The 23,576-nt window shown below is 46.2% G+C and carries 20 protein-coding genes and 1 tRNA gene; 9 read left to right on the top strand and 12 right to left on the bottom strand.

Annotated elements, in window-relative coordinates:
• Positions 1 to 23: 23 nt before the first annotated feature.
• A complete protein-coding gene (gene xylA / locus AC3WS5_RS07170; RefSeq protein ID WP_492466594.1) occupies positions 24 to 1,352 on the bottom strand; it encodes a xylose isomerase in 1,329 nt (442 codons plus the stop codon).
• 122 nt (positions 1,353 to 1,474) lie between these two features.
• Positions 1,475 to 2,950: a xylulokinase gene (locus tag AC3WS5_RS07175; protein ID WP_492466595.1), complete on the bottom strand. Its 1,476-nt coding sequence runs from the start codon at positions 2,948 to 2,950 to the stop codon at positions 1,475 to 1,477.
• A gap of 280 nt (positions 2,951 to 3,230) precedes the next feature.
• Between AC3WS5_RS07175 and AC3WS5_RS07180 the strand changes: the two genes are divergently transcribed.
• The 4 genes from AC3WS5_RS07180 to cls all read left to right on the top strand — a co-directional run bounded on the left by AC3WS5_RS07180 (position 3,231) and on the right by cls (position 11,694).
• Positions 3,231 to 4,271, top strand: coding sequence for a LacI family DNA-binding transcriptional regulator (locus AC3WS5_RS07180; protein ID WP_492466596.1), 1,041 nt, complete (start codon positions 3,231 to 3,233; stop codon positions 4,269 to 4,271).
• 28 nt (positions 4,272 to 4,299) lie between these two features.
• Positions 4,300 to 6,924: a glycoside hydrolase family 3 C-terminal domain-containing protein gene (locus AC3WS5_RS07185; RefSeq protein ID WP_492466597.1), complete on the top strand. Its 2,625-nt coding sequence runs from the start codon at positions 4,300 to 4,302 to the stop codon at positions 6,922 to 6,924.
• 277 nt (positions 6,925 to 7,201) lie between these two features.
• Complete coding sequence (locus AC3WS5_RS07190) at positions 7,202 to 10,162, top strand: FAD-binding and (Fe-S)-binding domain-containing protein (RefSeq protein WP_492466598.1); 2,961 nt, start codon at positions 7,202 to 7,204, stop codon at positions 10,160 to 10,162.
• A 77-nt stretch (positions 10,163 to 10,239) separates the two neighbouring features.
• Complete coding sequence (gene cls, locus AC3WS5_RS07195) at positions 10,240 to 11,694, top strand: cardiolipin synthase (RefSeq protein WP_492466599.1); 1,455 nt, start codon at positions 10,240 to 10,242, stop codon at positions 11,692 to 11,694.
• 42 nt (positions 11,695 to 11,736) lie between these two features.
• Here cls and lipA read toward each other — a convergent pair whose 3' ends face one another.
• Positions 11,737 to 12,651 carry a lipoyl synthase gene (lipA, locus tag AC3WS5_RS07200; protein ID WP_492466600.1) on the bottom strand — a complete coding sequence of 305 codons (915 nt, stop codon included), beginning with the start codon at positions 12,649 to 12,651 and terminating at the stop codon, positions 11,737 to 11,739.
• Between the two features lie 167 nt (positions 12,652 to 12,818).
• Between lipA and AC3WS5_RS07205 the strand changes: the two genes are divergently transcribed.
• Entirely contained in the window at positions 12,819 to 13,232 is a 414-nt protein-coding gene (locus tag AC3WS5_RS07205) for an OsmC family protein (protein WP_492466601.1), read from the top strand.
• A 170-nt stretch (positions 13,233 to 13,402) separates the two neighbouring features.
• On the opposite strand, the gene AC3WS5_RS07210 is transcribed toward AC3WS5_RS07205, so the two are convergent.
• The 5 genes from AC3WS5_RS07210 to AC3WS5_RS07230 form a co-directional block, all read right to left on the bottom strand.
• The gene (locus AC3WS5_RS07210; RefSeq protein WP_492466603.1) at positions 13,403 to 13,831 is read right to left on the bottom strand and encodes a VOC family protein; all 429 of its coding nucleotides are present in this window, start codon (positions 13,829 to 13,831) and stop codon (positions 13,403 to 13,405) included.
• Positions 13,832 to 13,850: 19 nt separating this feature from the next.
• Positions 13,851 to 14,771: a VOC family protein gene (locus tag AC3WS5_RS07215; RefSeq protein ID WP_492466605.1), complete on the bottom strand. Its 921-nt coding sequence runs from the start codon at positions 14,769 to 14,771 to the stop codon at positions 13,851 to 13,853.
• Positions 14,772 to 15,132: 361 nt separating this feature from the next.
• Positions 15,133 to 15,558, bottom strand: coding sequence for an SRPBCC family protein (locus AC3WS5_RS07220; RefSeq protein WP_492466606.1), 426 nt, complete (start codon positions 15,556 to 15,558; stop codon positions 15,133 to 15,135).
• A 211-nt stretch (positions 15,559 to 15,769) separates the two neighbouring features.
• Positions 15,770 to 16,192 carry a DoxX family protein gene (locus tag AC3WS5_RS07225; protein ID WP_492466608.1) on the bottom strand — a complete coding sequence of 141 codons (423 nt, stop codon included), beginning with the start codon at positions 16,190 to 16,192 and terminating at the stop codon, positions 15,770 to 15,772.
• 266 nt (positions 16,193 to 16,458) lie between these two features.
• Positions 16,459 to 17,409 carry a TolB family protein gene (locus tag AC3WS5_RS07230; protein ID WP_492466610.1) on the bottom strand — a complete coding sequence of 317 codons (951 nt, stop codon included), beginning with the start codon at positions 17,407 to 17,409 and terminating at the stop codon, positions 16,459 to 16,461.
• A 96-nt stretch (positions 17,410 to 17,505) separates the two neighbouring features.
• Here AC3WS5_RS07230 and AC3WS5_RS07235 point away from each other — a divergent pair, with 96 nt between their 5' ends.
• The 4 genes from AC3WS5_RS07235 (at position 17,506) to AC3WS5_RS07250 (ending at position 20,651) form a co-directional block, all read left to right on the top strand.
• The gene (locus AC3WS5_RS07235) at positions 17,506 to 18,753 is read left to right on the top strand and encodes an ABC transporter permease (RefSeq protein WP_492466611.1); all 1,248 of its coding nucleotides are present in this window, start codon (positions 17,506 to 17,508) and stop codon (positions 18,751 to 18,753) included.
• The gene (gene tsaD, locus AC3WS5_RS07240) at positions 18,754 to 19,803 is read left to right on the top strand and encodes a tRNA (adenosine(37)-N6)-threonylcarbamoyltransferase complex transferase subunit TsaD (protein ID WP_492466612.1); all 1,050 of its coding nucleotides are present in this window, start codon (positions 18,754 to 18,756) and stop codon (positions 19,801 to 19,803) included.
• A 16-nt stretch (positions 19,804 to 19,819) separates the two neighbouring features.
• Positions 19,820 to 20,542, top strand: coding sequence for a tRNA1(Val) (adenine(37)-N6)-methyltransferase (locus AC3WS5_RS07245; protein ID WP_492466613.1), 723 nt, complete (start codon positions 19,820 to 19,822; stop codon positions 20,540 to 20,542).
• A gap of 35 nt (positions 20,543 to 20,577) precedes the next feature.
• Positions 20,578 to 20,651 (top strand) — tRNA-Pro (locus AC3WS5_RS07250).
• A 190-nt stretch (positions 20,652 to 20,841) separates the two neighbouring features.
• On the opposite strand, the gene AC3WS5_RS07255 is transcribed toward AC3WS5_RS07250, so the two are convergent.
• The 4 genes from AC3WS5_RS07255 to AC3WS5_RS07270 all read right to left on the bottom strand — a co-directional run bounded on the left by AC3WS5_RS07255 (position 20,842) and on the right by AC3WS5_RS07270 (position 23,570).
• On the bottom strand, positions 20,842 to 21,369 hold the full coding sequence (locus AC3WS5_RS07255) for a hypothetical protein (RefSeq protein ID WP_492466614.1): 528 nt from the start codon (positions 21,367 to 21,369) through the stop codon (positions 20,842 to 20,844).
• A gap of 54 nt (positions 21,370 to 21,423) precedes the next feature.
• The gene (locus tag AC3WS5_RS07260; protein WP_492466616.1) at positions 21,424 to 21,924 is read right to left on the bottom strand and encodes a hypothetical protein; all 501 of its coding nucleotides are present in this window, start codon (positions 21,922 to 21,924) and stop codon (positions 21,424 to 21,426) included.
• Between the two features lie 354 nt (positions 21,925 to 22,278).
• Positions 22,279 to 22,623 carry a hypothetical protein gene (locus AC3WS5_RS07265; protein ID WP_492466617.1) on the bottom strand — a complete coding sequence of 115 codons (345 nt, stop codon included), beginning with the start codon at positions 22,621 to 22,623 and terminating at the stop codon, positions 22,279 to 22,281.
• A 416-nt stretch (positions 22,624 to 23,039) separates the two neighbouring features.
• Complete coding sequence (locus AC3WS5_RS07270) at positions 23,040 to 23,570, bottom strand: DEAD/DEAH box helicase (protein WP_492467449.1); 531 nt, start codon at positions 23,568 to 23,570, stop codon at positions 23,040 to 23,042.
• Positions 23,571 to 23,576 lie beyond the last annotated feature (6 nt).

A 23,576-nucleotide genomic window follows, 5' to 3' on the forward strand; every position in this document is an offset into this window, starting at 1 on the left:
AGTTTATATATTTAAACCCGTACTCAGATATACCGGTTGATGATATTCTCCATGTATTCCTGTCTACCGCTGATCGTTTTCGGCTCACCGTGATCGATGGCATACTGCCTGAGCTCCCCCAGCGTCAACCTGCCTTCCTCAAAAGCCTTTCCCTCGCCTGTGTCATAGCTCTCGTAACGTTTCGTCCGCAGCGACCGGTATTCAGACTTCTCCCAGATCGCTGCCGCCACCAGCAACGCCCTGGCAAAACTGTCCATCCCTCCGATGTGCGCATAGAACAAGTCTGCCGCATCGGTGCTGTTGCGCCGGATCTTTGCGTCAAAATTGATACCCCCGCCCTTCAGTCCGCCTGCTTCCACAACCACCAGCAGCGCCTCCGACAGCTCATTGATATTCGTCGGAAACTGATCCGTATCCCAGCCATTCTGATAATCGCCCCGGTTGGCATCCATGCTGCCCAGCAGTCCCGCGTCCGCAGCCACCTGCAGCTCATGCTGGAAGGTATGACCCGCCAGCGTGGCGTGATTCACTTCCACGTTCAGTTTGAAATCATCCATCAGCTTGTGCTGCTGTAAAAAACTGATCACCGTCTCGCTGTCATAGTCATACTGATGTTTGGTGGGTTCGCAGGGTTTGGGCTCGATGAAAAAATTACCTTTAAATCCTTTCCCCCTTGCATAGTCACGCGCCGTTTTTAAAAACCTTGCCAGGTGCTCTTTCTCCCGTTTCATGTTCGTGTTCAGCAGGCTCATATATCCCTCGCGGCCTCCCCAGAACACGTAGTTCTCGCCTCCCAGCGCGATAGTCGCGTCCAGCGCCGCTTTCACCTGCGCCGCTGCATGGGTCAGCACGTGAAAGTCCGGGTTGGTCGCCGCACCATTCATATACCGGCGGTGGGAAAATAAATTGGCTGTACCCCAAAGCAGTTTCACTCCGCTGTCTGCCTGTTTCTGCCCCAGGTAGTCCGTCATCGCTTGCAGCCGCCGGTCATTGTCGGCTATATCCTGCGTATAGCTTACCACATCCACGTCATGAAAACAATAATACGGCAGTCCCAGCTTGGTCATGAACTCAAAGGCTGCATCTGCCTTATCCCGCGCGCGCTGCAAAGGATCGGGATCCTGGTTCCAGGCAAAAATATGCGTCGGATCCCCAAAAGGATCTGCTCCGCTGCCGCCGAAACTGTGCCAGTACGCACAGGCAAACCGCAGCCAGTCTGACATCCTACGGCCAAGCACCTCCCGATCCGCATCGTACCAGCGGAAACTCAACGGATTATCACTCTGTGGCCCCTCATAGCCTATCCGGCCAATCCCACTGAAATATTCTGTCTTTCCCATTGTAATGCTCATATGATTCGTTTTATATGGTTATTTAAATTTATATATATGTAAAGCTTATAGTCGAATTGAATAACACTTTGCGGTGTCCAAATGCAGGGGTTCACTTAATAAAAGCGTAGCAGAAAAAAAAGTCATAAGAGCTTTTGGAGTTCAACAGTCCATTTGGCGTACAGTTCTTCGTATGCAGATGCATTTTTTCCGGGCTGGATGGTCTCAACGGGCTTACGCTTGCTACCGGCTTCCTCGGCACTAAAAAATCCAGCACCAATACCAGCGCCTATGGCAGCGCCAAAACTTCCGTCTCCCTCGTAAAACTCAAGCACCACATCATTAGTGTCGGCAAAAGCCTGACTAAAAACTTCACTCTGAAATAAATTTGCTTTGGGTGCTCTGACAACTGAAGGAGACATACCATTTTCACGCATGATATTCAGTCCATAACGGAAAGAAAATACAATACCCTCCTGGACAGCCCTGATGAGATGTGGCGTCCGGTGGAGATTGAAGTCAATGTTTCGGAAATGTGCACCCACGATCTTGTTGTCAAGCATTCTCTCCGCACCGTTGCCGAAGGGTATTGCAAATAATCCATCCGAACCTGGCGCAACACGTCCTGCCAATTGATTCAATTCCCGATAATTTATATGTGCGCCGGCAATGTTCCGGATCCAGCTGTTGAAAATACCGGTACCATTAATACATAACAATACACCTATCCTTTTTTCCTCTTCGGTATAATTGACGTGGGCAAAGCTATTGATCCTGGAAGCCCTGTCGAAAGTCAGCGCATCGCTGACTCCGTAAATTACACCGGAAGTACCAGCAGTAGCGGCTACTTCCCCTGGCCGAAGCACGTTCAGCGAGAGTGCATTGTTAGGCTGATCACCTGCTTTGTAGCTGACCGGTATGCCCGGCTTTAGTGCCAGACTTGCCGCAACTTCTTCTGTTACCCCGCCATGGGTTGAAAACAATGGGTGAACCTCAGGTAGCAGATCCCGGCTAAATCCATAGTATCGCATTACATCTTCCGAAAGGTCGTTATTTTGGAAATCCCAGAAGACACCTTCCGAAAGCGCTGAGACGGTCGTGGTAATCTGACCGGTAAACTTCATGGCCACAAAATCCCCGGGCAACATGGCTTTGTACACTCGCTCATATATGAATGGCTCATTTTCTTTGACCCAGGCCAGCTTGCTGGCCGTAAAATTCCCGGGAGAGTTTAGAAGATGTGACAAGCACTTTTCTTCTCCAATCGTTTCGAATGCCCGGTTTCCGGTTTCCACCGCCCGGCTGTCGCACCAGATAATGGAGTGCCGGATGACCCTTTGATCCTTATCGACCAGCACTAACCCGTGCATCTGGTACGCAATACCTATTGCCGCAATGTCTTTCGGCTCATACAATCCCGTTGCATGACATTTCCGAATGGCCTTTTGGATGAATGCCCACCATTGATCCGGAACTTGTTCGGCCCAACCGGGATGAGGAGTGAGAATTTCTGCTTCCGTTTCGGGAAATGAGGCAGCGGCGATGAGCTGCCTTGTAGCGGCGTCAATAACAGATGCCTTAACAGAGGAAGTACCTAGATCTATACCAAGCAAATACATAATATTCTTTAAGGTTAAATTTAAAAACCGGTAAACAATCAATACGATCCGGCTTCACGGTAAGGCCGGATTACCGGCAATATGGTAAGCCGCACCAGGAGTCCCAAAACCTGCCCGTGACGTCCGGATTTTTTCCTGAGCGAATATAAAACATAATTCATTATTTTTGCAACCGATTGCAAAAATAATCACCTATTTATCCAAAAATCCGGCAGAATGAGTAACGACCTTTTATTTTGGCAAAGTAGGGGACTGAATATGAACTCAATAATTTTGCATTATGATTTCTAAAAAAGAAATTACCATATATGATATTGCCAGGAAGCTTGCACTTTCATCTGCCACAGTAAGTCGTGCGCTGAACAACAACCCGGCGATCAATAAAAATACCCGCAAGAAAATACAGGATGTGGCCCGGGAGATGGGATACCGCCACAACACCTTTGCCAGCAACCTCCGCAATCAGAAGACTAATACAATTGGCGTGATCATGCATGAGCTGAACTCCAATTTCATGACGTCGGTACTGGCGGGGATTGAAAAAGTAACAACTGATGCCGGATATGACCTCATCATTGGACACTCATCCGAAAGCTTTCAGAAAGAAATCGCAAACGCGCAGAACTTATACCACAAACGGGTGGACGGACTGATCGCCTCAATGGCTTTTGATACCCGTGATCTGGAGCATTATCAACCCTTTCAAAAGAAAGGTATTCCGGTTATATTCTACGACCGGGTAGATGAAAGCAGCGATTACACGCATGTGATCATCGACAACGAAAAATGTGGCTACATGGCCACGCATCATCTTATTGAACAGGGATGCCGGAAAATCGTGCTGATAACGGCCAGTTTGGCGAGGAACGTCTATGCACAGCGACATCGGGGATATGAGCGGGCGCTGAAGGAAGCAGGTATTCCTTATAAAAAGGAACTCGTTATCGTCAAAGACCTAAGCGAACAGAAAGCGGTCGAGGCAGCGCAGCAGGTCCTGAAAATGAAGCCCAGACCAGACGGCGCTTTTATAACCAACGATTTCTCAGCAGCGGTATTCATGCAAACCCTGAAAAAAAATGGCGTTAAAATACCAGGGGATATTGCAATCGTGGGATTCAACAATGATGCCATCAGCAAACTCGTGGAACCGCAGCTCACTACCATCGATTATCCGGGTAATGAAATCGGGGAAGTAGCTGCACGTACGCTGGTCAACCACCTGAAAGGCGTAGCGTCCCTGAATCAGATGCGGACGATTATAGTTCGCTCCGATCTTATTATCAGAAAGTCTTCTCTCAAAAAAGGCCAGAATCCTGATTAACCAGATAAATATTTTAAACTGATCATAAATGAGAAAACTGCTTTTTACCCTGATTGCCTCCTTTTTCCTGTGCCCGTTTATCAACGCCCAGGACTACAGATCGTATCCCATGTGGAACGCAAATCTCCCACTTGAACAACGAGTGAATGACCTGATAGGGCGTCTGACACTCGAAGAGAAAGTGGCCCAAATGCTAAATACGGCGCCTGCGGTTCCAAGACTGGGCATACCCGCGTACGACTGGTGGAATGAAACCCTGCATGGCGTTGCCCGCACGCCATTCCCTACTACCTCGTTCCCGCAGGCGATCGGGATGGCAGCCACTTGGGATACGGCTTCCCTGCGCAAAATGGCTGATATTTCGGCGACTGAAGGAAGAGCGATTCACAACCGGGCCATTGAAGAAAACAAAACAGGAAATCGCTACTGGGGGCTCACCTACTGGACTCCCAATATAAATATCTTCAGAGATCCCCGGTGGGGTCGCGGTCAGGAAACTTATGGCGAAGACCCATACCTCACCGGTGCATTGGGAATAGCCTTTGTCCATGGACTGCAGGGTGATAATCCCCGTTACCTGAAAGCAGCCGCCTGTGCCAAACACTTTGCAGTACACAGCGGGCCAGAGCCCAGCCGCCATGCTGATAATTTCGATCCCACGCCTTTTGATCTCTGGGATACCTACTTACCTGCTTTTAAAGCCCTTGTCACGCAGGCGAAAGTAGCCGGCGTGATGTGCGCCTATAACGCGATCTACAAACAGCCTTGCTGCGGCAATGATCTGCTGATGACAGATATTCTGCGCAATCAATGGAAGTTTACCGGTTACGTCACCAGCGATTGCGGCGCCATTGACGATTTTTTCCGTTTCCATAAGACCCATAAAGACGCAATGTCATCAGCCGTGGACGCCGTGGTGCATGGCACAGACGTAGAATGCGGGAATACGGCCTACCGCACACTCGTTAACGCCGTGAAAAGCGGGTTGATTAAAGAAGATCAAATAAATATCTCCGTTCGGAGACTATTTGACATTCGCTACCGGCTCGGTATGTTTGACCCTCCTGAAATGGTGCCTTATGCCCGCACACCGATATCCGTGCTGGAAAGTCCGGCTCATAAAGCACATGCCCTGAAAATGGCGAGACAGTCGATCGTCCTGCTGAAGAATCAAAACCAGGTGCTCCCACTATCGAAATCCATTAAGAAAATCGCGGTTCTGGGTCCTAACGCCGACAATAAAATATCAGTCCTCGGAAACTATAATGGCATTCCCTCAAAAGTGGAGACCGTACTGGAAGGGATCAGGGAAAAACTGGGTCGCGGCGTCGAAGTGATCTATGAACAGGCCGTCAACTTTACAAACGATACTCTTTTTCAGTATTCCAATCTTTCCGACCTCTACACTTTCGAAGGCAAGAAAGGCGTTCGGGCTGAATATTTCAATAACCCAACACTAGACGGTACTCCTGCCCTCACCCGAACAGAAAAAGACATTAACATGTACTTGACAGAGGGACAATCGCCAGCCGCCGGCATCTCCCCGTTTAGATTTTCGGCCAGGTATTCCACTAGGTTCATCGCGCCTAAAGATGATCGACTTCATTTTGAGGCCCGCGGAGACGACGGATACCGGATCTTTATCAATGATTCCCTGTACGTCAACGCCTGGGAAAGGAATAATCGCGGCGTAAGGACTTTTGCATTACAGGTGAGGAAAGGGAACACGTACAAAATCCGCGTCGAGTACTTTCAGGGAGAAGGCAACGGAGAAATAAGCCTGAAAAGCGGCGAATACCTGAAGTCTGATTTTAATGCCCTCGCCCAAAAGCTGAAAGATGTGGACGCCATCATCTTCGCAGGTGGTATATCACCACAACTGGAAGGTGAAGAAATGCCGGTTAAAGTGCCTGGTTTCAAAGGGGGCGACCGGACCAGCATCCTGCTGCCCGCTGTCCAGACTGAACTGCTCAAATCACTGAAGAGCACAGGTAAGCCAATCATTTTTGTGATGATGACTGGTAGTGCATTGGCTATACCCTGGGAAGATAACAATATACCGGCCATTCTGAATGCCTGGTACGGAGGACAAAGCGCCGGCACTGCCATCGCCGATGTGCTATTCGGTGATTATAACCCCGCCGGAAGGCTTCCCGTAACTTTCTATAAAAGTGATGCAGACCTTCCGGATTTCAGCAATTACTCCATGACAGGGAGAACTTACCGTTACTTCAAAGGGCAACCACTTTACCCGTTTGGATTCGGATTAAGCTATTCGCATTTCAGGTATGATCACTTAACAGTGAGCGGCGCCTTCAAAAAAGGAAAAACGATTAAAGCCAGTGTAAAACTGACAAACACCGGCAAACGCACAGGTGAAGAAGTTGTTCAGCTTTATATCAAACACGATGGAAAAATCAGCCACGCCCCGGTGCGTGCCCTTAAAGCATTCAGGCGACTGAGCCTGGCAGCAGGCGAAACGAAGACCATTTCATTTGAAATTACCCGGGACGACTTGTCCCTGACAGACGAGAATGGCCATTCATATCAGCCAACCGGGACTGTAACCATCAGTATGGGTGGCGGGCAACCGGGAATATCCAAAGAGGCAACAAGCAACGTTGTTTCAAAATCGATTAAAATTATAAAATAAGCAGACCGAACTGATTTTATCTGATAACTGCCGGGTTGTATTCCGGCAGTTTTTTTTTCGAGGTTTCCTGCACAAGCCATCATCAACTTTCTGCAGCACTGAAAATTAGATGGAGAACCCGCACAAATTACATCCCGATCGGCAAAATTTGGGATTGAGTATTCACATTAATTTGCAAGCCCAGGAATATTTTTGTTATGGTTGCGCTCGAGCCGCCAAGTGCGTATTCTCATTAATTTGCACGCCCAGCCGTCTAAAATCATATCTTTATTAACCGATGAAAAAAGAATTAGAAAGGAATTTGGCAGAGCTTGCAACCCATTTCACAGGCGAACTGTATTTTGACGAGTCGGCGGAACACCGCGCGCAACGAATGATCTATTCAACTGATGCATCCGTTTATCAGGAACTGCCCCTTGCAGTTGCGATACCTCGTGAAAAAGATGACATCAGGGCATGTATTGATTTTGCCACCAACCACCAGATCACCGTGATCCCGCGGGCTGCGGGCACTTCACTGGCCGGACAAGTAGTGGGAAATGGAATGGTGGTGGATATTTCCAAACATTTCAGAAAAGTACTGGAGTTAAATGTAGAAGAGAAATGGGTCAGGGTTGAACCCGGGATCATCCGGGATGACCTGAATCTATACCTGAAGCCCCACGGTCTAATGTTTGCTCCGGAAACATCGACCTCAAACCGGGCTATGATTGGCGGGATGATTGGCAACAATTCCTGCGGCCTGCACTCGATCGTCTGGGGCGACGCCCGCAAACATTTACTGGAGGCAAGCGTATTCCTGAGTGATGGCTCCGAGGTGGTATTCAAAAAACTAACCGCTGAGGAAGCTGAAGAAAGAGCCAATACCGAATCCCTGGAGGGTCGCATTTATCAACAGTTATTATCATTACTGGCAGACGACCATAACCGGCAACTGATCAGTGATCATTATCCTAAAAAAAATCTGACACGCAGAAATACGGGTTACGCACTGGATATGCTCGTGCAGGGACAAATCGCCAACGATGGCGCCATCAACTTAAGCAGCTTGCTGGCGGGCAGTGAAGGAACATTGGCATTTTTGACTGAGGCAAAATTAAATCTGATTCCCTTACCTCCGCCAAAAGATGCTCTGGTTTGTGCTCACTTCCATTCACTGGCAGATGCCATGCATGCTAACAAGATCATTTTAAAGCACGCACCTATGGCTTCCGAACTCGTGGACCGGTTTATCATGAATTTTACCAAAGATCATCCCACCTATAAACACAACCGCTTTTTCATCGAAGGAGATCCGGAAGCCTTGTTGATGGTGGAATTCATGGAAAACACCGATGAGGAATTATCCCTTAAGACATCCGGGCTTATTGAAGAACTTCAGTCGAGTGGACTTGGATACGCGTTTCCGGTGATAACCGGTGAACAGACCAAACAGGTCTGGGACGTGCGGAAAGCAGGGTTAGGACTGATCCGTAATTTACCGGGGAATAAACAACCCGTGAACCTGATTGAGGATTGTGCGGTTTCGCCGGATGATCTTCCGGATTACATCGATGACCTGCAGATGGTATTGAAAAAACACGAGCTGGATGCCTCCTTCTACGCACACGCCGGCGCGGGTGAAATTCACGTGGAACCCATGATCAATCTAAAAACTTCCGAGGGTAAGCAGGTCTTCAGGGATGTTCTGAGGGAAACCGTCGAATTAGTAAAAAAATATAATGGTTCTCTTAGCGGGGAACATGGTGATGGTCGTCTGCGCGGGGAATTTATCCCGGATGTTCTTGGTAAAGAAATTTACGAACTGCTGCGTCAGGTGAAACAAATCTTTGATCCGAAAGGTGTCTTCAATGCCCGAAAAATTGTGGACACGCCTTCAATGCTGGAAAAACACCGCTATGATGCGGATTATACTCCCCCGAAAATATCTACTGTTTTTGACTTTAGCGCACAGGAAAGCATCCTGGGGCTTGCAGAAAAATGCTCTGGCTCGGGAGATTGCAGGCGTTCCCACCTGTCGGGAGGCACTATGTGTCCTTCTTATATGGCTACGCTTGACGAGAAAGACAGCACGCGCGCCAGGGCGAATATTCTGAGACAATTTCTCACCCGTCCGGCAAAACAAAACCCGTTTGACCAACAGGAGATCAAGGAGGTGATGGATCTCTGCCTGAGTTGCAAAGCCTGTAAAAGTGAATGTCCAACCAAGGTGGATGTTACAAAGATGAAAGCCGAATTCCTGCAACATTACTATGACGACAATGGGATTCCTTTCCGGGCCCGGCTGATTGCCAATTTCTCCAGGCTCCAGCAGTTGGCCATGGTACTACCCGGGGTTTACAATGCTGTCGTCAAAAATGAACTAACCTCAGGTCTGATCAAGAAAATGATTGGATTTGCTCCTAAACGGTCGCTGCCAACAGTTGGAAAACAAACAGTCAGAAAATGGCACTTGAAAAGAATACACCGGGGTTTACATTACCATTCTGCAAAAAAAATAAACCTGTTTTGCGACGAGTTTACCAATTATAATGATTTCGAAATAGGTCAGAAGACCATTCTGTTATTGGAGGCCCTGGGATTCGAAGTGTTTATACCTCCACATGGGGAAAGCGGAAGAACTTACCTGTCTAAAGGTTTTGTTCGGCAGGCGAAGAAAATAATCAACGAAAATATTGCGCTTCTGAGCGAGGTTGTTACACCCGACCGACCTCTGATTGGCATTGAACCGTCAGCGATAATAACATTCAGAGACGAAGCCCTTGACCTTGCAACGCCTGAACTGAAAGAAAGTGCGAGGAGTCTCGCTAACAATAGCTTTTCGATAGAAGAATTTCTGCTGGCTTCATTCCGAAAAGGCGACTTTAGTGAAAACCAGTTTCACGATGAACCCAGAACTATAAAGTTGCATGGACATTGTTATCAAAAATCTTCGGGGCTGATGCCCGTGTTGGAGGAAGTGTTGTCTATACCGCAAAATTATAAGGTCGAAACGATACCTTCGGGCTGCTGTGGAATGGCAGGCGCTTTTGGCTTTGAAAAAGAGCACTATGAAGTCTCAATGAAAGTTGGAGAGTTAGTGCTTTTACCTGCTGTGAGAACAACAGATCAGGACACCCTGATCGCTGCGCCGGGCACAAGTTGCCGTCATCAGATTAAAGATGGCGCCGGCAGAATTGCCCTGCACCCTGTGGAAATTCTTTGGAGAGCTCTCAAAAATCGCCCCCCAACTGACTGAAATTTGCAAAGGCTGACTACGCATCACCAAAATGAAATAACTTTTACCGGAAAAGGACGTACAAAGTATTTTAAACATTGACAGCATATCTACCTTATATCACCGTCGTTCTTGAAATCCTGTATTTTATCGCCATTGGTTTGGTTGCCGTGAAGATCATCATGGACACCAAGACAACGGCCAAGACATTGGCTTATCTAATGCTGATCATTTTCCTCCCAATCATTGGGGTACTGATCTATTTCATTTTTGGCGTCAATTACCGGAAAAACAAATTTTACACTTTCAAGATCCGCCACAATGAAAACGTGTTCCAGAGCATGCAGGAGTATATCTCGCAGGTTAATCAACAGGTGATTCAAAGCCATGGGCAAGCACTTTTTCAATATGAAACGCTCATAAACTTCCTGTTCAACGCCACTCATTCACCCGTAATGGGAGGAAACGAGGTGGAAGTCCTGCAAAATGGTGAAAACAAACTGAAGAAGGTGATGGAAGTGCTTGGGCGGGCCAGGCATCACATCCATTTCGAATATTATATTTTTGATATGGATGAAACCGGCTTCAGCATCGCCGATGTCCTGATCAAAAAGGCGAAAGAGGGCGTTAAGGTCAGGTTTTTGTACGATGCATTTGGCAGCAGTGGCATTCGCAAGGATTTCATCCGCCGCATGGAAGCTGCAGGCGTGGAAATCTCACCTGTGAACAGGATCCGATTCAGATTGTTGGCCAATCGAATCAATTACAGAGACCACCGGAAAATCATCATTGTTGATGGATATGAAGCTTTCACGGGAGGCATTAATATTTCAGACAGATACATCAATAACGGAAAATACAAAACTTACTGGCGTGATACGCATTTGTATCTGCGGGGTGAAGGTATATTTTACCTCCAGTACATGTTTCTGAGCAACTGGATGTTTTCGAGACATGAGCAGGTTCCTTTAGACAGGGAGTATTTCTATTCCGGACCGGCGACAGGAGAAAAGATCATCCAGACGGTAGGTAGCGGTCCCGACACCAGGCCCGCAATTATGCAGAGCACCGTATCTTCTATTTACGCTGCAAGAAACAGGTTATATATTGCAACACCTTATTTTATCCCGGGGGAATCTGTCCTGAATGCGATTAAACAATCGGCGCTGGCGGGGCTTGATGTTCGACTGATGGTTCCGGCAAAGTCTGACTCAATTTTCGTGAACGCCGCGGCCTTCTCCTATTATTACGAGCTGCTCCGGGCGGGAGTCCGGGTTTACCTCTACCAGAAAGGATTTTTGCATGCAAAAACAGTGGTTATAGATGACAACCTAAGCATGGTGGGAAGTGCCAACATGGATATCCGCAGTCATGAGGTCAACTTTGAAGTAAACGTGTTAGTTTATGACAGGGACATTAATGAACAGCTCTATCAGGCATTTATATCCGATCTTAAAGATTGTGAAGAAATTGATCCGGAGAAATGGGCCGGCAGAAATAAATGGAAAGTATTTTTTGAGCACCTGGCCAGGCTGCTCTCTCCGCTGCTTTAAAATGATTGGTTTGATGCAGAATACCTGCGAAGATCCCATTTATTAAACAGCCTTCGCTGCGAGTGAGGCTTCCCATTCCTTCCTCCCCAAGCCCGGAATTACATGTCGCTCGCTATGATAGGATGAACGCACCAGGGGACCGCTTTCCACATAGTCCAGTCCCATTTTATAGCCTTCTTCCTTGTACATGGCAAATTCATCGGGATGTACGAATCGCTGCAGGCGCAGGTGATGGGGGCTAGGTTGGAGGTACTGACCGATCGTTACTACATCGCAGCCATTATCTTTCAAATCCTGCATCGTCTGCAGAACTTCTTCCTTTTCTTCGCCCAGTCCCAGCATAATACCACTCTTTGTACGCATTCCACCCTCTTTCAATATCCGGATCACTTCCATACTGCGCCAGTATTTTGCCTGAATGCGAACCTGCCTGGAGAGTCTTTCCACGGTTTCTACATTGTGTGACACGACCTCGGGGGCGACTTCTATAATTCTGTTGATATCTGCTTTATTCCCTTTAAAATCTGGTATGAGCGTTTCCAACGTCGTTTCCGGGCAAAGAGTTTTTACAGCTCTGATGGTATTCTGCCATATAGTGGAACCACCATCCCAAAGTTCATCCCGGTCTACCGATGTAATGACGGCATGTTTTACTTTCATCAGGAAAATGGCTTCCGCCACACGCTGTGGCTCATCAAAATCCGGCGCTTCGGGTTTACCGGTAGCCACCGCGCAAAATCCACAACTACGGGTGCAAATATTCCCAAGGATCATAAAAGTGGCTGTCCCTGCACCCCAGCACTCACCCATATTAGGGCAATTTCCACTTTCACAAATCGTGTGTAACTTGTGCTGATCGACCACATTCCTTACGTTTCGGTAACTTTCTCCTATTGGTAACTTGACCCTTAGCCATTCAGGCTTCTTCAGTTTATTGGTCGTTGGTAATTCTGTCATGCTGCGAAAATAATATAAATGTACGAACCTGCCTTTCAATCGCACCCCATCCCCTGTTTACCATTCAATATCTCACGCCACCATTGTGAACCTTCTCCGCGCGAGCGTTCCGGGCGATTTGCCTGCTCCGATGCCCGTCTTTCTTTATATTTGCCGAAATTCAACAGATGACATCAGAGGTAAATTACAAAGGAGATCTGCGGACTATCTGCACACACCTGAAAAGCGGTTCAAATTTTGAAACGGATGCTCCAACAGATAACAATGGAAAAGGAGAAAGGTTTTCACCGACCGATTTATTAGCCACGAGCCTGGCAGCTTGTATGATTACCGTAATGGGAATTAAGGCAAGAACCATGGACTTTGATCTGACCGACATAAAGATTGACGTATTAAAAATCATGGCTGCAGAACCACGAAGGGTAGGCGGTATTTCTCTGAAATTTCATATTCCTGCATCGCTTTCGGCCATTGATCCTAAACATATCAGCATTTTGAAGAACACGGGACGGAACTGCCCTGTTGCTAAAAGTATTCACCCCGATCTTGAAGTAAATATCGACTGGGGAGCCTGGGCCTGAGCGCATCCCATTCTCTATTAGACGTTTTTTAGCACAAATCCGCTCGCCCGAAACTTCTCTGAATTTTCGATTGATTTGGATAATACCCCCCCTATCCCGACAAGCAATGAACGCCTTCGGACTGATTGCCGGGGAGCTGTTGTAGCCACCCGGCTTTTGAAAAAACAGGATTACCGATTGTTGTTTGAATGACTAATCATCCAATGGACCTCATACTTATCGGCCAAACTACCAAAATAATCTCCCCAGAACTGGTCGCTCATGGGCATTTCCACTTTACCGCCTTGTGAAAGACCGTCGAAAAACTTGTCTGCTTCCTCCCGGCTATTCGCATTTATTGAAATATAATTGTTATTACCGGTGTTCAGCTTATGACCCATCGAAGGGAGGATATCAGAACCCATCAATATATTTTCACCTATGGGCAGGGCAACATGCATGATTCTGTCTTTTTCATTTTCAGGCAGCTTATCATCGAGACCAGGCGCCTCAGCCATTGTCATCACACCCAAAAACTCCCCGCCAAAAACGGATTTGTAGAAGTTGAAGGCATCCAGGGCGTTCCCGTCAAAATTGAGATAAGGATTCAGCTTTGTCATTGTTTATTTGTTTTATTGATTAAGATTCTCTGACATCTTTTTGATACGTTTCAGCAACGAACCCACCTAAGTCTTCCACGGGCAACTCGCCATTGTATGCAGCGAGCAAGGTTGCTATATCCATTTTTTTCATCTTCATGAGGGCCGTGTTCAGGCGGTCCAATTTTTCCTTATCGCCCTTCATGAATATTTCTATGAACTGTTCAGGCACGATCTGCCAGCTTAAGCCGAATTTATCCTTCAGCCAGCCGCACATGCTTTCCTGCCCTCCGTCTGCCGTCAGCTCATCCCAATATCGATCCACTTCCTGCTGGTCACGGCACAATACGACCAGCGACATCCCTTCTGTGAAACCAAAAGCATGCGGGCCGGTGCTATCCATACACATCAGGGTGTATCCATTTATCCGGAACTGTGCATGCATCACATTTCCCGGCGTGTCACCGTCACCCTCAGCGTATTTCAAAATACCGGTCACATCGCTGTCAGGAAAAAGCCCCGTATAGAGATGTATTGCTTCCTCGGCCCTTCCGTTCTGCGCTCCGGTAAACATCAGGGTAGGTGTGAATTTCTGTGTGACCTTTTCTTCTTCTGCTCCATACAATTGCCAGGATACGCCAAATTTATCCTGCACCCAGCCATATTTTGGACTCCAGGGGTAGCTGCCGAGTTCCATCAGGGACTGTCCTTCGTCAATAAGAGCATGCCAAAGCCGTTCCACTTCCTCCTCTGAAACGGAAACCATCATAGAGATGGAGGGGTTTGGTTTAAATAAGTCGCCTCCGTTCAGCAGCATAAACTGCTGCCCGCCCATGTCGAGAGTGACCACCACCGGATCGTCATGGGTAATGGTTGCGCTTTGAAAACGGTCTGCATAATATTCAGCCATTTCCCTGGCATTTTGATTACACCAGATACATGGGAAAACGGGATTTTTCATATTGATTTTTTTAGAGGTTGATTTAATTTGCCGCGGCGTCAGATCCGGATGCGCCGGTTGTTTTTAGTCGGGGCTACGCAGGCATTTTTCGGCGTAGCTGGTTCAAGATAAACGGAGCAGGCGATTCCATTATTGCGTTTTTTAAATACTTTTTGATTTAGTAATATGAAGTTCGCAATTTTCTTAACAACTTAAGAGATAAATTCATTAAATGCTCGCCGGATTTTTTTTCTTTGCTCCATTTACTGGCAACCATGAACCCGCCTCCGTCCCCATTAGCTTTCTACGTCACATTCGATTTCGTTTGTTTTCTCCTGCACCATCTTGCCTCCATCTCCTTCAGCTTTCTTCGTGACCCGGATCAATGACTTTCCACATATTGCTTGAAATTATCCAGGATCATCTGCCAACCCTGTTGCTGCATTTCAGCACTGTTCGTTTCTTCTGCCTCGAAGCTTTCTATGACGCGGGTTTGATGTTCTCCAGCTTTTTCAAATCGTACTTCCACCTTCCGGCCATCACCCATTGTATACTTTATGTAGCGGCCTGGTTCAACCAGATCATAAATTCCTGAAAAATCAAAACCCTGACTGCCATCTTTTGCCTCCATGCGGATATTGAACCGGCCTCCGTCCCTCAGATCATTTTCCGCACTGGGAGATATCCAATCATCAGTAGCATGGTTCCACTGCATAATATGTTCCGGAGAAGACCAGTATTTCCATACTTTATCAGTTCCTGCTAAAATCGTGGCTGTGACAGTAATCATCGAAGTCTCAATACCCATAAACTGTGTATTTATTTACGTTAAAAATACGCGTTCACAATTACCGTTAGGTTAAATATCCAGGAAATCTCGGGCCGTGTTAACCGGTGACTGTTCAATTTCTGCGATCTAAATAAACGTTGCGAGTCACTCCCTCGATCTTCCGATCATGACGGCGTTTTTTAGATACGGCACCTCTGACAATCTTTCCATTCAGTGGTTACCGGGGAAACTAAGTCAGGCTGCTAACCGGACTGGGATCAGGCCGCGCCGCTTCAAAGTATTTCCTGAAAGCATAACGGGACAGGAAGAGTAATATCAGGAAAAAAATCGGGAAAATCGCATTAAATCCAAATCCATCGACAACAGAATGCGATACCGAGGCTGAAAAAAAATCAAATGCAAAACCCGCGTAGGCCCATTCCCTTATCCAGCCCCTGATGGCGGGGATGGCCAGCACTACTGCACCAGCCACTTTCAAGAAGGTGAGCATTACGCGAAAATAATCGGGATACCCGAGGTGGCTGATACCTTCTCTTGCCTGCTCGCTATTCAAATACATCAACGGCATCACACCGTCGAACAGGATAATGATTAAAGTGGTGATCCAAAAAAGGATCAGGTTTGATTTAGCGGGCATTACGTTTGTTTTCATTGCGACGTTCAGTAACGCATATTGTCGCAGGAGTGATGAAATTTGTTGATTGGGCTTAAGCTTTTCGTACCTCAAAAAAAGCACCAAAGACTGTTAAGGCGAAGTTAGTCTAATCCGGCCCATTCTGAAAAAAATATCTGGTTGGGAATTTGCACCTGGGATGATATCAAAAACGATTATTAACAACTACTGAAAAGTAACTATTGAATACCCTAAAACCTTCGGCGCAACATAAAATGAGATTTTCGTTTACTTCATCCAGCACACTACATTGCACTATCGGATGGTCTGATGTACCGGACGAAAGCGATCCGTCTGCCATCTGGGGCCCAACTGTGAACGTTGAGGGAACCCTGCCCACCATAGAAAATCGGTGTTATATCTTTTGCCCTGCCTGTTGTCAGATCTAAAATTCTGATTTTGACGTCCTTTCCAAAAGGATGTTGTCCCTTTTGGTCCTGAAGATAAGCGATGTAAACCAGGTAGTTCCCGTTCGGGGAAGGATGCGGAAACCAGTTGTCGTATTCGTCAGACGTTAGCTGTTCCTGTTTTGTACCGTCCGGTTTCATACGGTAAAGGTGCATCCGCCCTGTACGGTTTGAGTTAAAATAAATCCACCTCCCATCATAACTGTATTCGGGTCCGTCGTCAAGCCCTGCTGCATTTGTCAGTCTTGTTTCTTCACCTCCCCGAATACTGATCTTATAGATATCCCACTCCTGGTTGCGGTTGGCACAGTAAACCAGCCACTTTCCATCGGGACTGATCCCATGCCAGTAGCTCGGAAATTTTTTAGTGATCAGGCGAGGTGTTCCGCCGTTTGCGGAAACAACAAATATTCGGGAGCTTCCACCCTTAACGGCGGAAGAATCCTGATGACTGATGATCAAAGTTCTTCCATCCACGCTAAAGCCATGATCATTGTTACAACGGTTTGCAAAACCGGTAGGTATAACACCAATTTTTTCACCATTAAGAGAAATTTTTTCAATTTTGCCGTCTGCATTTATAGCCAGGAATTTGCCGTCTCTGGACCAGTTTGGTGCTTCAAAATGGCGCTTCTCTTTGAGAACAACATCCGTTTTCCCGGTAAACACGTCGAGTACAACCAATTCGCTTTCCACAGGATGCTGATCCTGTGCCTGGAGTGGTAAATAGGTCATAGAGCAATAAATCAACATTAGAGCAATCGTCTTCCAAAAAAAATCCTTTTTCATGTTGCAGGTTTATTTTTCATTGAAAATAACAAAAACCCGTCAAACTGGCCCTCGTTTCGCCAATAAGTTTTCCCAAACAGACGTATCTTTGTTCATATGTTCAGGCGCACTTTGGAAATTGTTGATACCGGGTTCAGGATGGCTATCCAGGAACTCTGGAAGAACAAGTTGCGTACTTTCCTGTCATTATTTGGGGTTACCATTGGCATTTTCTGCATCATCGGGGTATTGGCTACGGTGGGAAGCCTGCAGTACAATATCCAGAACGAGATCAAGGCGATGGGTAATAACACCATTTATATCGATAAATGGGTTTGGGCCGGCGGGCCAGATTACCCCTGGTGGAAATACGTGAATCGCCCGGTGCCCAAGTATTACGAAATCCGCCAGATCAAAGAGCGTTCACGGCTGACCGGAAACATAGCCATGTTTATCAATACCAGGGACAATGTGGATTTCCGGGGTTCCACGCTTAATAACGCGGTAATTTACGGCGTAAGTGAAGAATATTTCAAAATTCAGCACCTGGATTTTGCTGTTGGCCGGCAGTTATCTGACGCCGAATTCAGCTTCGGTTCCAACGTGGCTGTGATTGGCGATGAAATAGCGAGCAAGATTTTTTCCGGTGCGGAGCGGGCGCTGAACAAGCAAATCACGATTAAAGGCCGGAAGATCCTGGTAGTGGGCGTTATAAAAAAGCAGGGTAAACAAATGACGGGCGGGTGGGATTTTGACCGTTGCGTAATTTTGCCTTTTCAGTTTGCGCGCACGATTTACAATGAGCTCCGCACAGATCCGGTCATTATTGTAAAAGGCAAGGATAAAGTGCCGATACCCGCGTTGACCGATGAGCTGGAAGGGGTGATGAGGGGTATCCGGAAACTCAGTCCGCGCAGCGAGTCCAATTTTGCCCTGAATAACATGGACGATATCAGTAACCAGGTAGGTCAGATTTTTACCGGGCTAAATATCGGCGGAGCGGTGATTGGGGGAATCAGCCTGATCGTGGGATTATTCGGAGTGGCCAACATTATGTTCGTAACGGTAAAGGAACGAACTCCTCAGATAGGTATTAAAAAAGCCGTTGGAGCCAAGCGGCGCATCATCCTGACAGAGTTTCTCCTCGAGGCTGCATTTCTGTGTATCATTGGCGGGCTGATAGGTCTGATCCTTGTGTTTATTCTGTCCGTCATTTTATCGAAAGCCCTCGAGTTCCCCGTTTTCGTTTCTGTCACCAATATGATCTGGACTTTATTGATTTGTATTTTAGTTGGAATTATTGCCGGTATCCTGCCAGCTATTCAGGCTGCCAAGATGGATCCGGTTGTTGCAATCAGAAGTTAAGTGAAAGAATCCGTTTGTATATTAGCTATTGAATCCAGTTGTGATGAAACCTCAGCGTCGGTTTGTTGCGATGGAAGTGTATTGTCTAATGAAGTTGCCACGCAGCAAATTCATGCGCAATATGGCGGTGTGATCCCAGAACTGGCCTCCCGTGCTCATTTGCAGAATATTGTTCCGGTAGTGGACATCGCTTTAAAAAAAGCAGGAAAGGATCTGCATGACCTTGATGCCATCGCATTTACGCAGGCGCCGGGGCTGATTGGTTCGTTGTTGGTGGGTGGTCAGTTTGCGAAATCATTCTCTCTGGCGTTGAACATTCCGTTGATAGCGGTCAATCACATGCAGGCTCACGTGCTGGCCAACCTGATCCCGGAAAGAAAACCCTCGTTTCCCTTTTTATGTCTGACGGTGAGTGGTGGGCATACTCAGATTGTAAGATGTGACAGCCCGCTGGACATGACGGTAATTGGCGAGACGGTTGACGATGCGGCAGGTGAAGCATTTGATAAATCGGCCAAGCTCCTAGGTCTCCCCTATCCGGGCGGACCATTGATCGATAAGTACGCGCGGCAGGGTAATCCGTCCCGTTTTCAGTTTCCCGAACCAAAAATTCCGGGTTATGGTTTTAGTTTTTCGGGTCTCAAGACGGCGATATTATATTTCCTGAGAAATGCGGGTAAGAGCCAGGTCTTTAAAGAAGAATTTGTAGCCACGCCGGAAGAGCAGAAAGCTTTCATTGATGAAAACCTGGCGGATATCTGTGCTTCGATCCAGGAGCGGATCATTACGATATTGCTGAACAAACTTACCCGGGCAGCCCGGGACCTGAATATCCGGGATGTTTGCATAGCCGGTGGTGTTTCCGCAAATTCCGGTCTCAGAGCGGCATTTGTGGAAGCGGGTGTCAAAAATAATTGGAACACATTCATTCCGGATTTTCAGTATTGTACGGATAATGCCGGCATGATCGGGATCACGGGCTATTACAAATTTCTGGCTGGCCAGTTTGCTGATCTGAGTGTTCAGTCGGTTGCCAGATCAGGGTTTTAGCTGCGGTTGAAAATTTATGTCCAATTCTTATTTTCGTTTCAAGGAGTTTTTGGTGGATCAGGATGCCTGCAGTATGAAGGTGACTACAGATGCTTGTCTCTTTGGTGCCTGGGTTGCGCGGGAGACCAGGAATTTTACGGAAGCAGATACGATGCTTGACATCGGTTCAGGGACGGGGTTATTGTCACTCATGGTGGCCCAGCAAGCTCCGTCGTTCATTGATGGTATAGAATTGCAGGAACCCTGTTATAGGCAGTCATTACAGAATGTCGCTGCTAGTCCGTGGGGAGGCAGAATCCGGATCCATCATGACGATGTGAGCCGGTTTGCGTTTGATAAAAAATATGCGGTGATTTTCAGCAATCCTCCTTTTTACGAAAATGATTTGAAGAGCGATGATAGCGGAAAGAACCTGGCCCATCATGATACCGGGCTTACCCTTGACCAACTTGCCGGTATCATTTCGCACCAGCTTCTTGAAGAAGGCAGGTTTTTTATGCTTCTGCCGGCCAGGCGGGAATCAGCGTTAAAGAAGGTTATTTCAAATGCGGGGCTCTTCCTTCACAGGATTGTCCGCGTGCATCCAACAGCTCAACATGAGGCTGGTCGGATCATGGTTGAGGGCGGTTTAACTTCTACGCATATCTGGGAAGAAACCTTGTTTATCAGAGATGGCGACAATTATTCCGGGGCGTTTACCACGTTATTAGGCGACTATTATTTATATTTGCGCACCTGATTTCGGAAGTGGCGCAGCGTCATAGAAAATCAACGCGGGATGTAGCGCAGCCCGGTAGCGCGCTTCGTTCGGGACGAAGAGGCCGCTGGTTCGAATCCAGTCATCCCGACAAAAGAAAAACAAAACCCCCACCAAGGTGGGGGTTTTGTTTTGAAATGCAACAATCAGGCTTGCCTGAATCGTGGAATGAAAAAACAAAAAGCCCAACGGGCTTGTTTTTCTTTTGATCCTCCCCCACCTCCTGGATCAATGAAATTAATCCAGCACACCTACACACTTAACGGGATACTCCCTTATATTTAGATAGAAAACTCCAATTTTCTTTTAACGTGTTTTTTTTCGTTTTCAATCATCCCCCTATTATGTAATAGTTCATACACTCTTTCCTTTTCCAAAAGTTTAAACCACATCAATGCCGGGAAGTTCTTATTTGAATGTATCTCTAACCTGTATATGAGCTTATCGGTTGGTTTCCGATGTTTATTAATAACCTGGCTCAGTTCTGTGGGATCAACGTCTATCTCGGCTGCAAATTCTTTGTTTTTCTTTTCTAAACGAGAGATATACTCTTTTAGAAAATATCCGAAATAATAGTTCTTATTAAAGGAGTTCGCATCTAAGTAATCCTCAATTAAAAACTTTAATTGCAATAAGAGTGAGATAGTTTTACTTTTCTCACTTTGCTTATCAGATATGTTCTTTCTAAAGTCCCGAAATTCAGAAAGTATAGCTTCCCTTTCTTTCGTATCTTTTGTTCCGGGGAAAACTATCGATTCTGCAATTTCCTCTGGGGTGTACTTCTTTTCAATTTCTTTATACGATTTCATACTATACGATTTTTTTTTCGATTGCTAACAAAATGCATTACAACTCCCGTAATATCAATCTAAATATTTTTTTATCAATTTTCTCGAATCTTCCTCATACAATATCATTAAGGCTTCTGGCCGCAGCACGGTTCTTAGAGGCATATGATGAAAACCGTATTTTGTGGGATAATGTTTCAATAATTGGGTTTTGGGAGTAAGGAATACAAAGCCATCGTGCCCACGCTTAAATGATTCCCTACACGCAAAAGCTATAAGGCAACCCCCTATATTATCCAGTCTCTTTTCCGATCCAATGTTTTCTTCACCTACTTCCAATAGCTCAATTTCAATAGCATTGGTTGCCTCGTCCGCATGATCTATCAGGCACATCAATCCCAAAATGGTATCATCACTTTTTAATCTGAGTTTGTAAACCTCCTCACCCCGGTAATCGTCCCAGTCAAACTTATTAAACCTAAGCTTACTTTTTTTGATAACTTTAAAATCCTTGTTGGTCATTGGCTCAATAACCGCTTCTAATGCCCATCCTGTTGCTACATCTTTTACATGCATTCATCAGAATTTAATTTTGTCAAAGATACGAAATATTTACGAATATGTAAATTATTTACAAAAATTGTAAATATTATTATTGGTTGATAATCAACTTATTTATATTGAAAAATTCAAAAATTAGCCAAATTTTGGCTTCATGGGTAATTATTTGATTTTTCTTTTCTCACAATCATCCCTTCAAACCCGGCGTATCCATATTCCGTTCCTGCTAGCGTATGAACAAGAATCCGTGCAGATATTCATTCGCCACTCGTTCCGTCGACCCCTGCAAAACAAAAGCCTGCAACCATTAAAGTTGCAGACTTCGCCACGTGCAGTACACGATAATTTTTGAACGGTAACTTTGCCGGCTTAGGGTATCTGTGCGGTCATCGTCACAGATCCGGAGCCGGAGTTATTTTGTACGGCCTGTTGTCCGTCAATGTCAATAGACCCGCTCACGGCACCCCCGGTGACGCTGTTAATAGTGAGTTTCACCTCCTTACCTTTTTCCGAAGTTGTGAAACTATAGGTCCAGGATGAAGATACACTGTTTACTGTTTTGAGAACCCAGTCGGAACCGGTGTAATTCACATTCATAGCACCGGCACTTGATACGTGGTAGGTTACTGTATGTTGTGTCCCATTGTCTTTCTTGCTGCACGAAACTGCAAGAACTGCGGCGAAAATCGCCATTACAAATACTACTCTTTTCATGATTATTGGTTTAAGTTTAGTGAAAGTTTCTCACATTTGTTGTAACGTAAGTTAAGTTTAGTCACATTCTTTTTAAGGTTCAAAAAAATCTTCAATTTATAATTTCCATTCACATACTTTGATGCAGAAAACTTTTTAAGCGTTGCACAGATTCAGAAAAAAAAAGTTAAACCACATCAAGGCTATCTGAAGCCACTTTTTAGACAAATAAAACTAGTGAAGATTGAAGCAGGTATGGTGGGAGTTCCAAACGATACACGCCTATTCTTACACCTTGATTCCCAGAACTACACAAAGCATTGAACTACAACATGCTTAGATATTCAGACTACCTAAACAAATAGTTTGCCAATTTTTCCATCAACCTGAAAGTTCCCGCATGCTCAAACGCGAAAACGCCAAACCCAGCTGCAACGCTACCCAAACAGCCACTCTACATCCTCCAGTTCCAGCCCCCTGATAAAGTCCTCATTGGGGCTGATCAGATCACGCGCAAGTTTCTTTTTCCGCTCCTGCAAGGTCAATATTTTTTCTTCAATGCTGTCTTTGCAGACCATTTTATAGGCAAATACTTTTTTATCCTGCCCAATGCGGTGGGTCCGGTCAATAGCTTGCTGTTGAACTGCTTCATTCCACCAGGGATCTACCAGGAACACATAATCAGCAGCAGTCAGATTTACACCTGCATTACCAGCTTTCAGGCTGATAAGAAAGAGCCTAATCGGGTTTTCCGTTTTCTGAAATGAATTGACCATATCCATCCGTTTCGCTGGCGCAGTCTGTCCATCAAAATGATAGTATTCAATATCTTTCTCAGTACACGCCGCAGCTATCAGATGCAGCATCCCTGTAAATTGTGAGAAAACAAGCACCTTGTGACCCTCCAGGACTTGTTCGAGTTCCGTAAACAATACTTCCGTTTTTACTGATTCAGCACCCGACGGCACTCCCTC

It is taken from the genome of Niabella sp. CPT15-335-S11, from assembly GCF_058792415.1.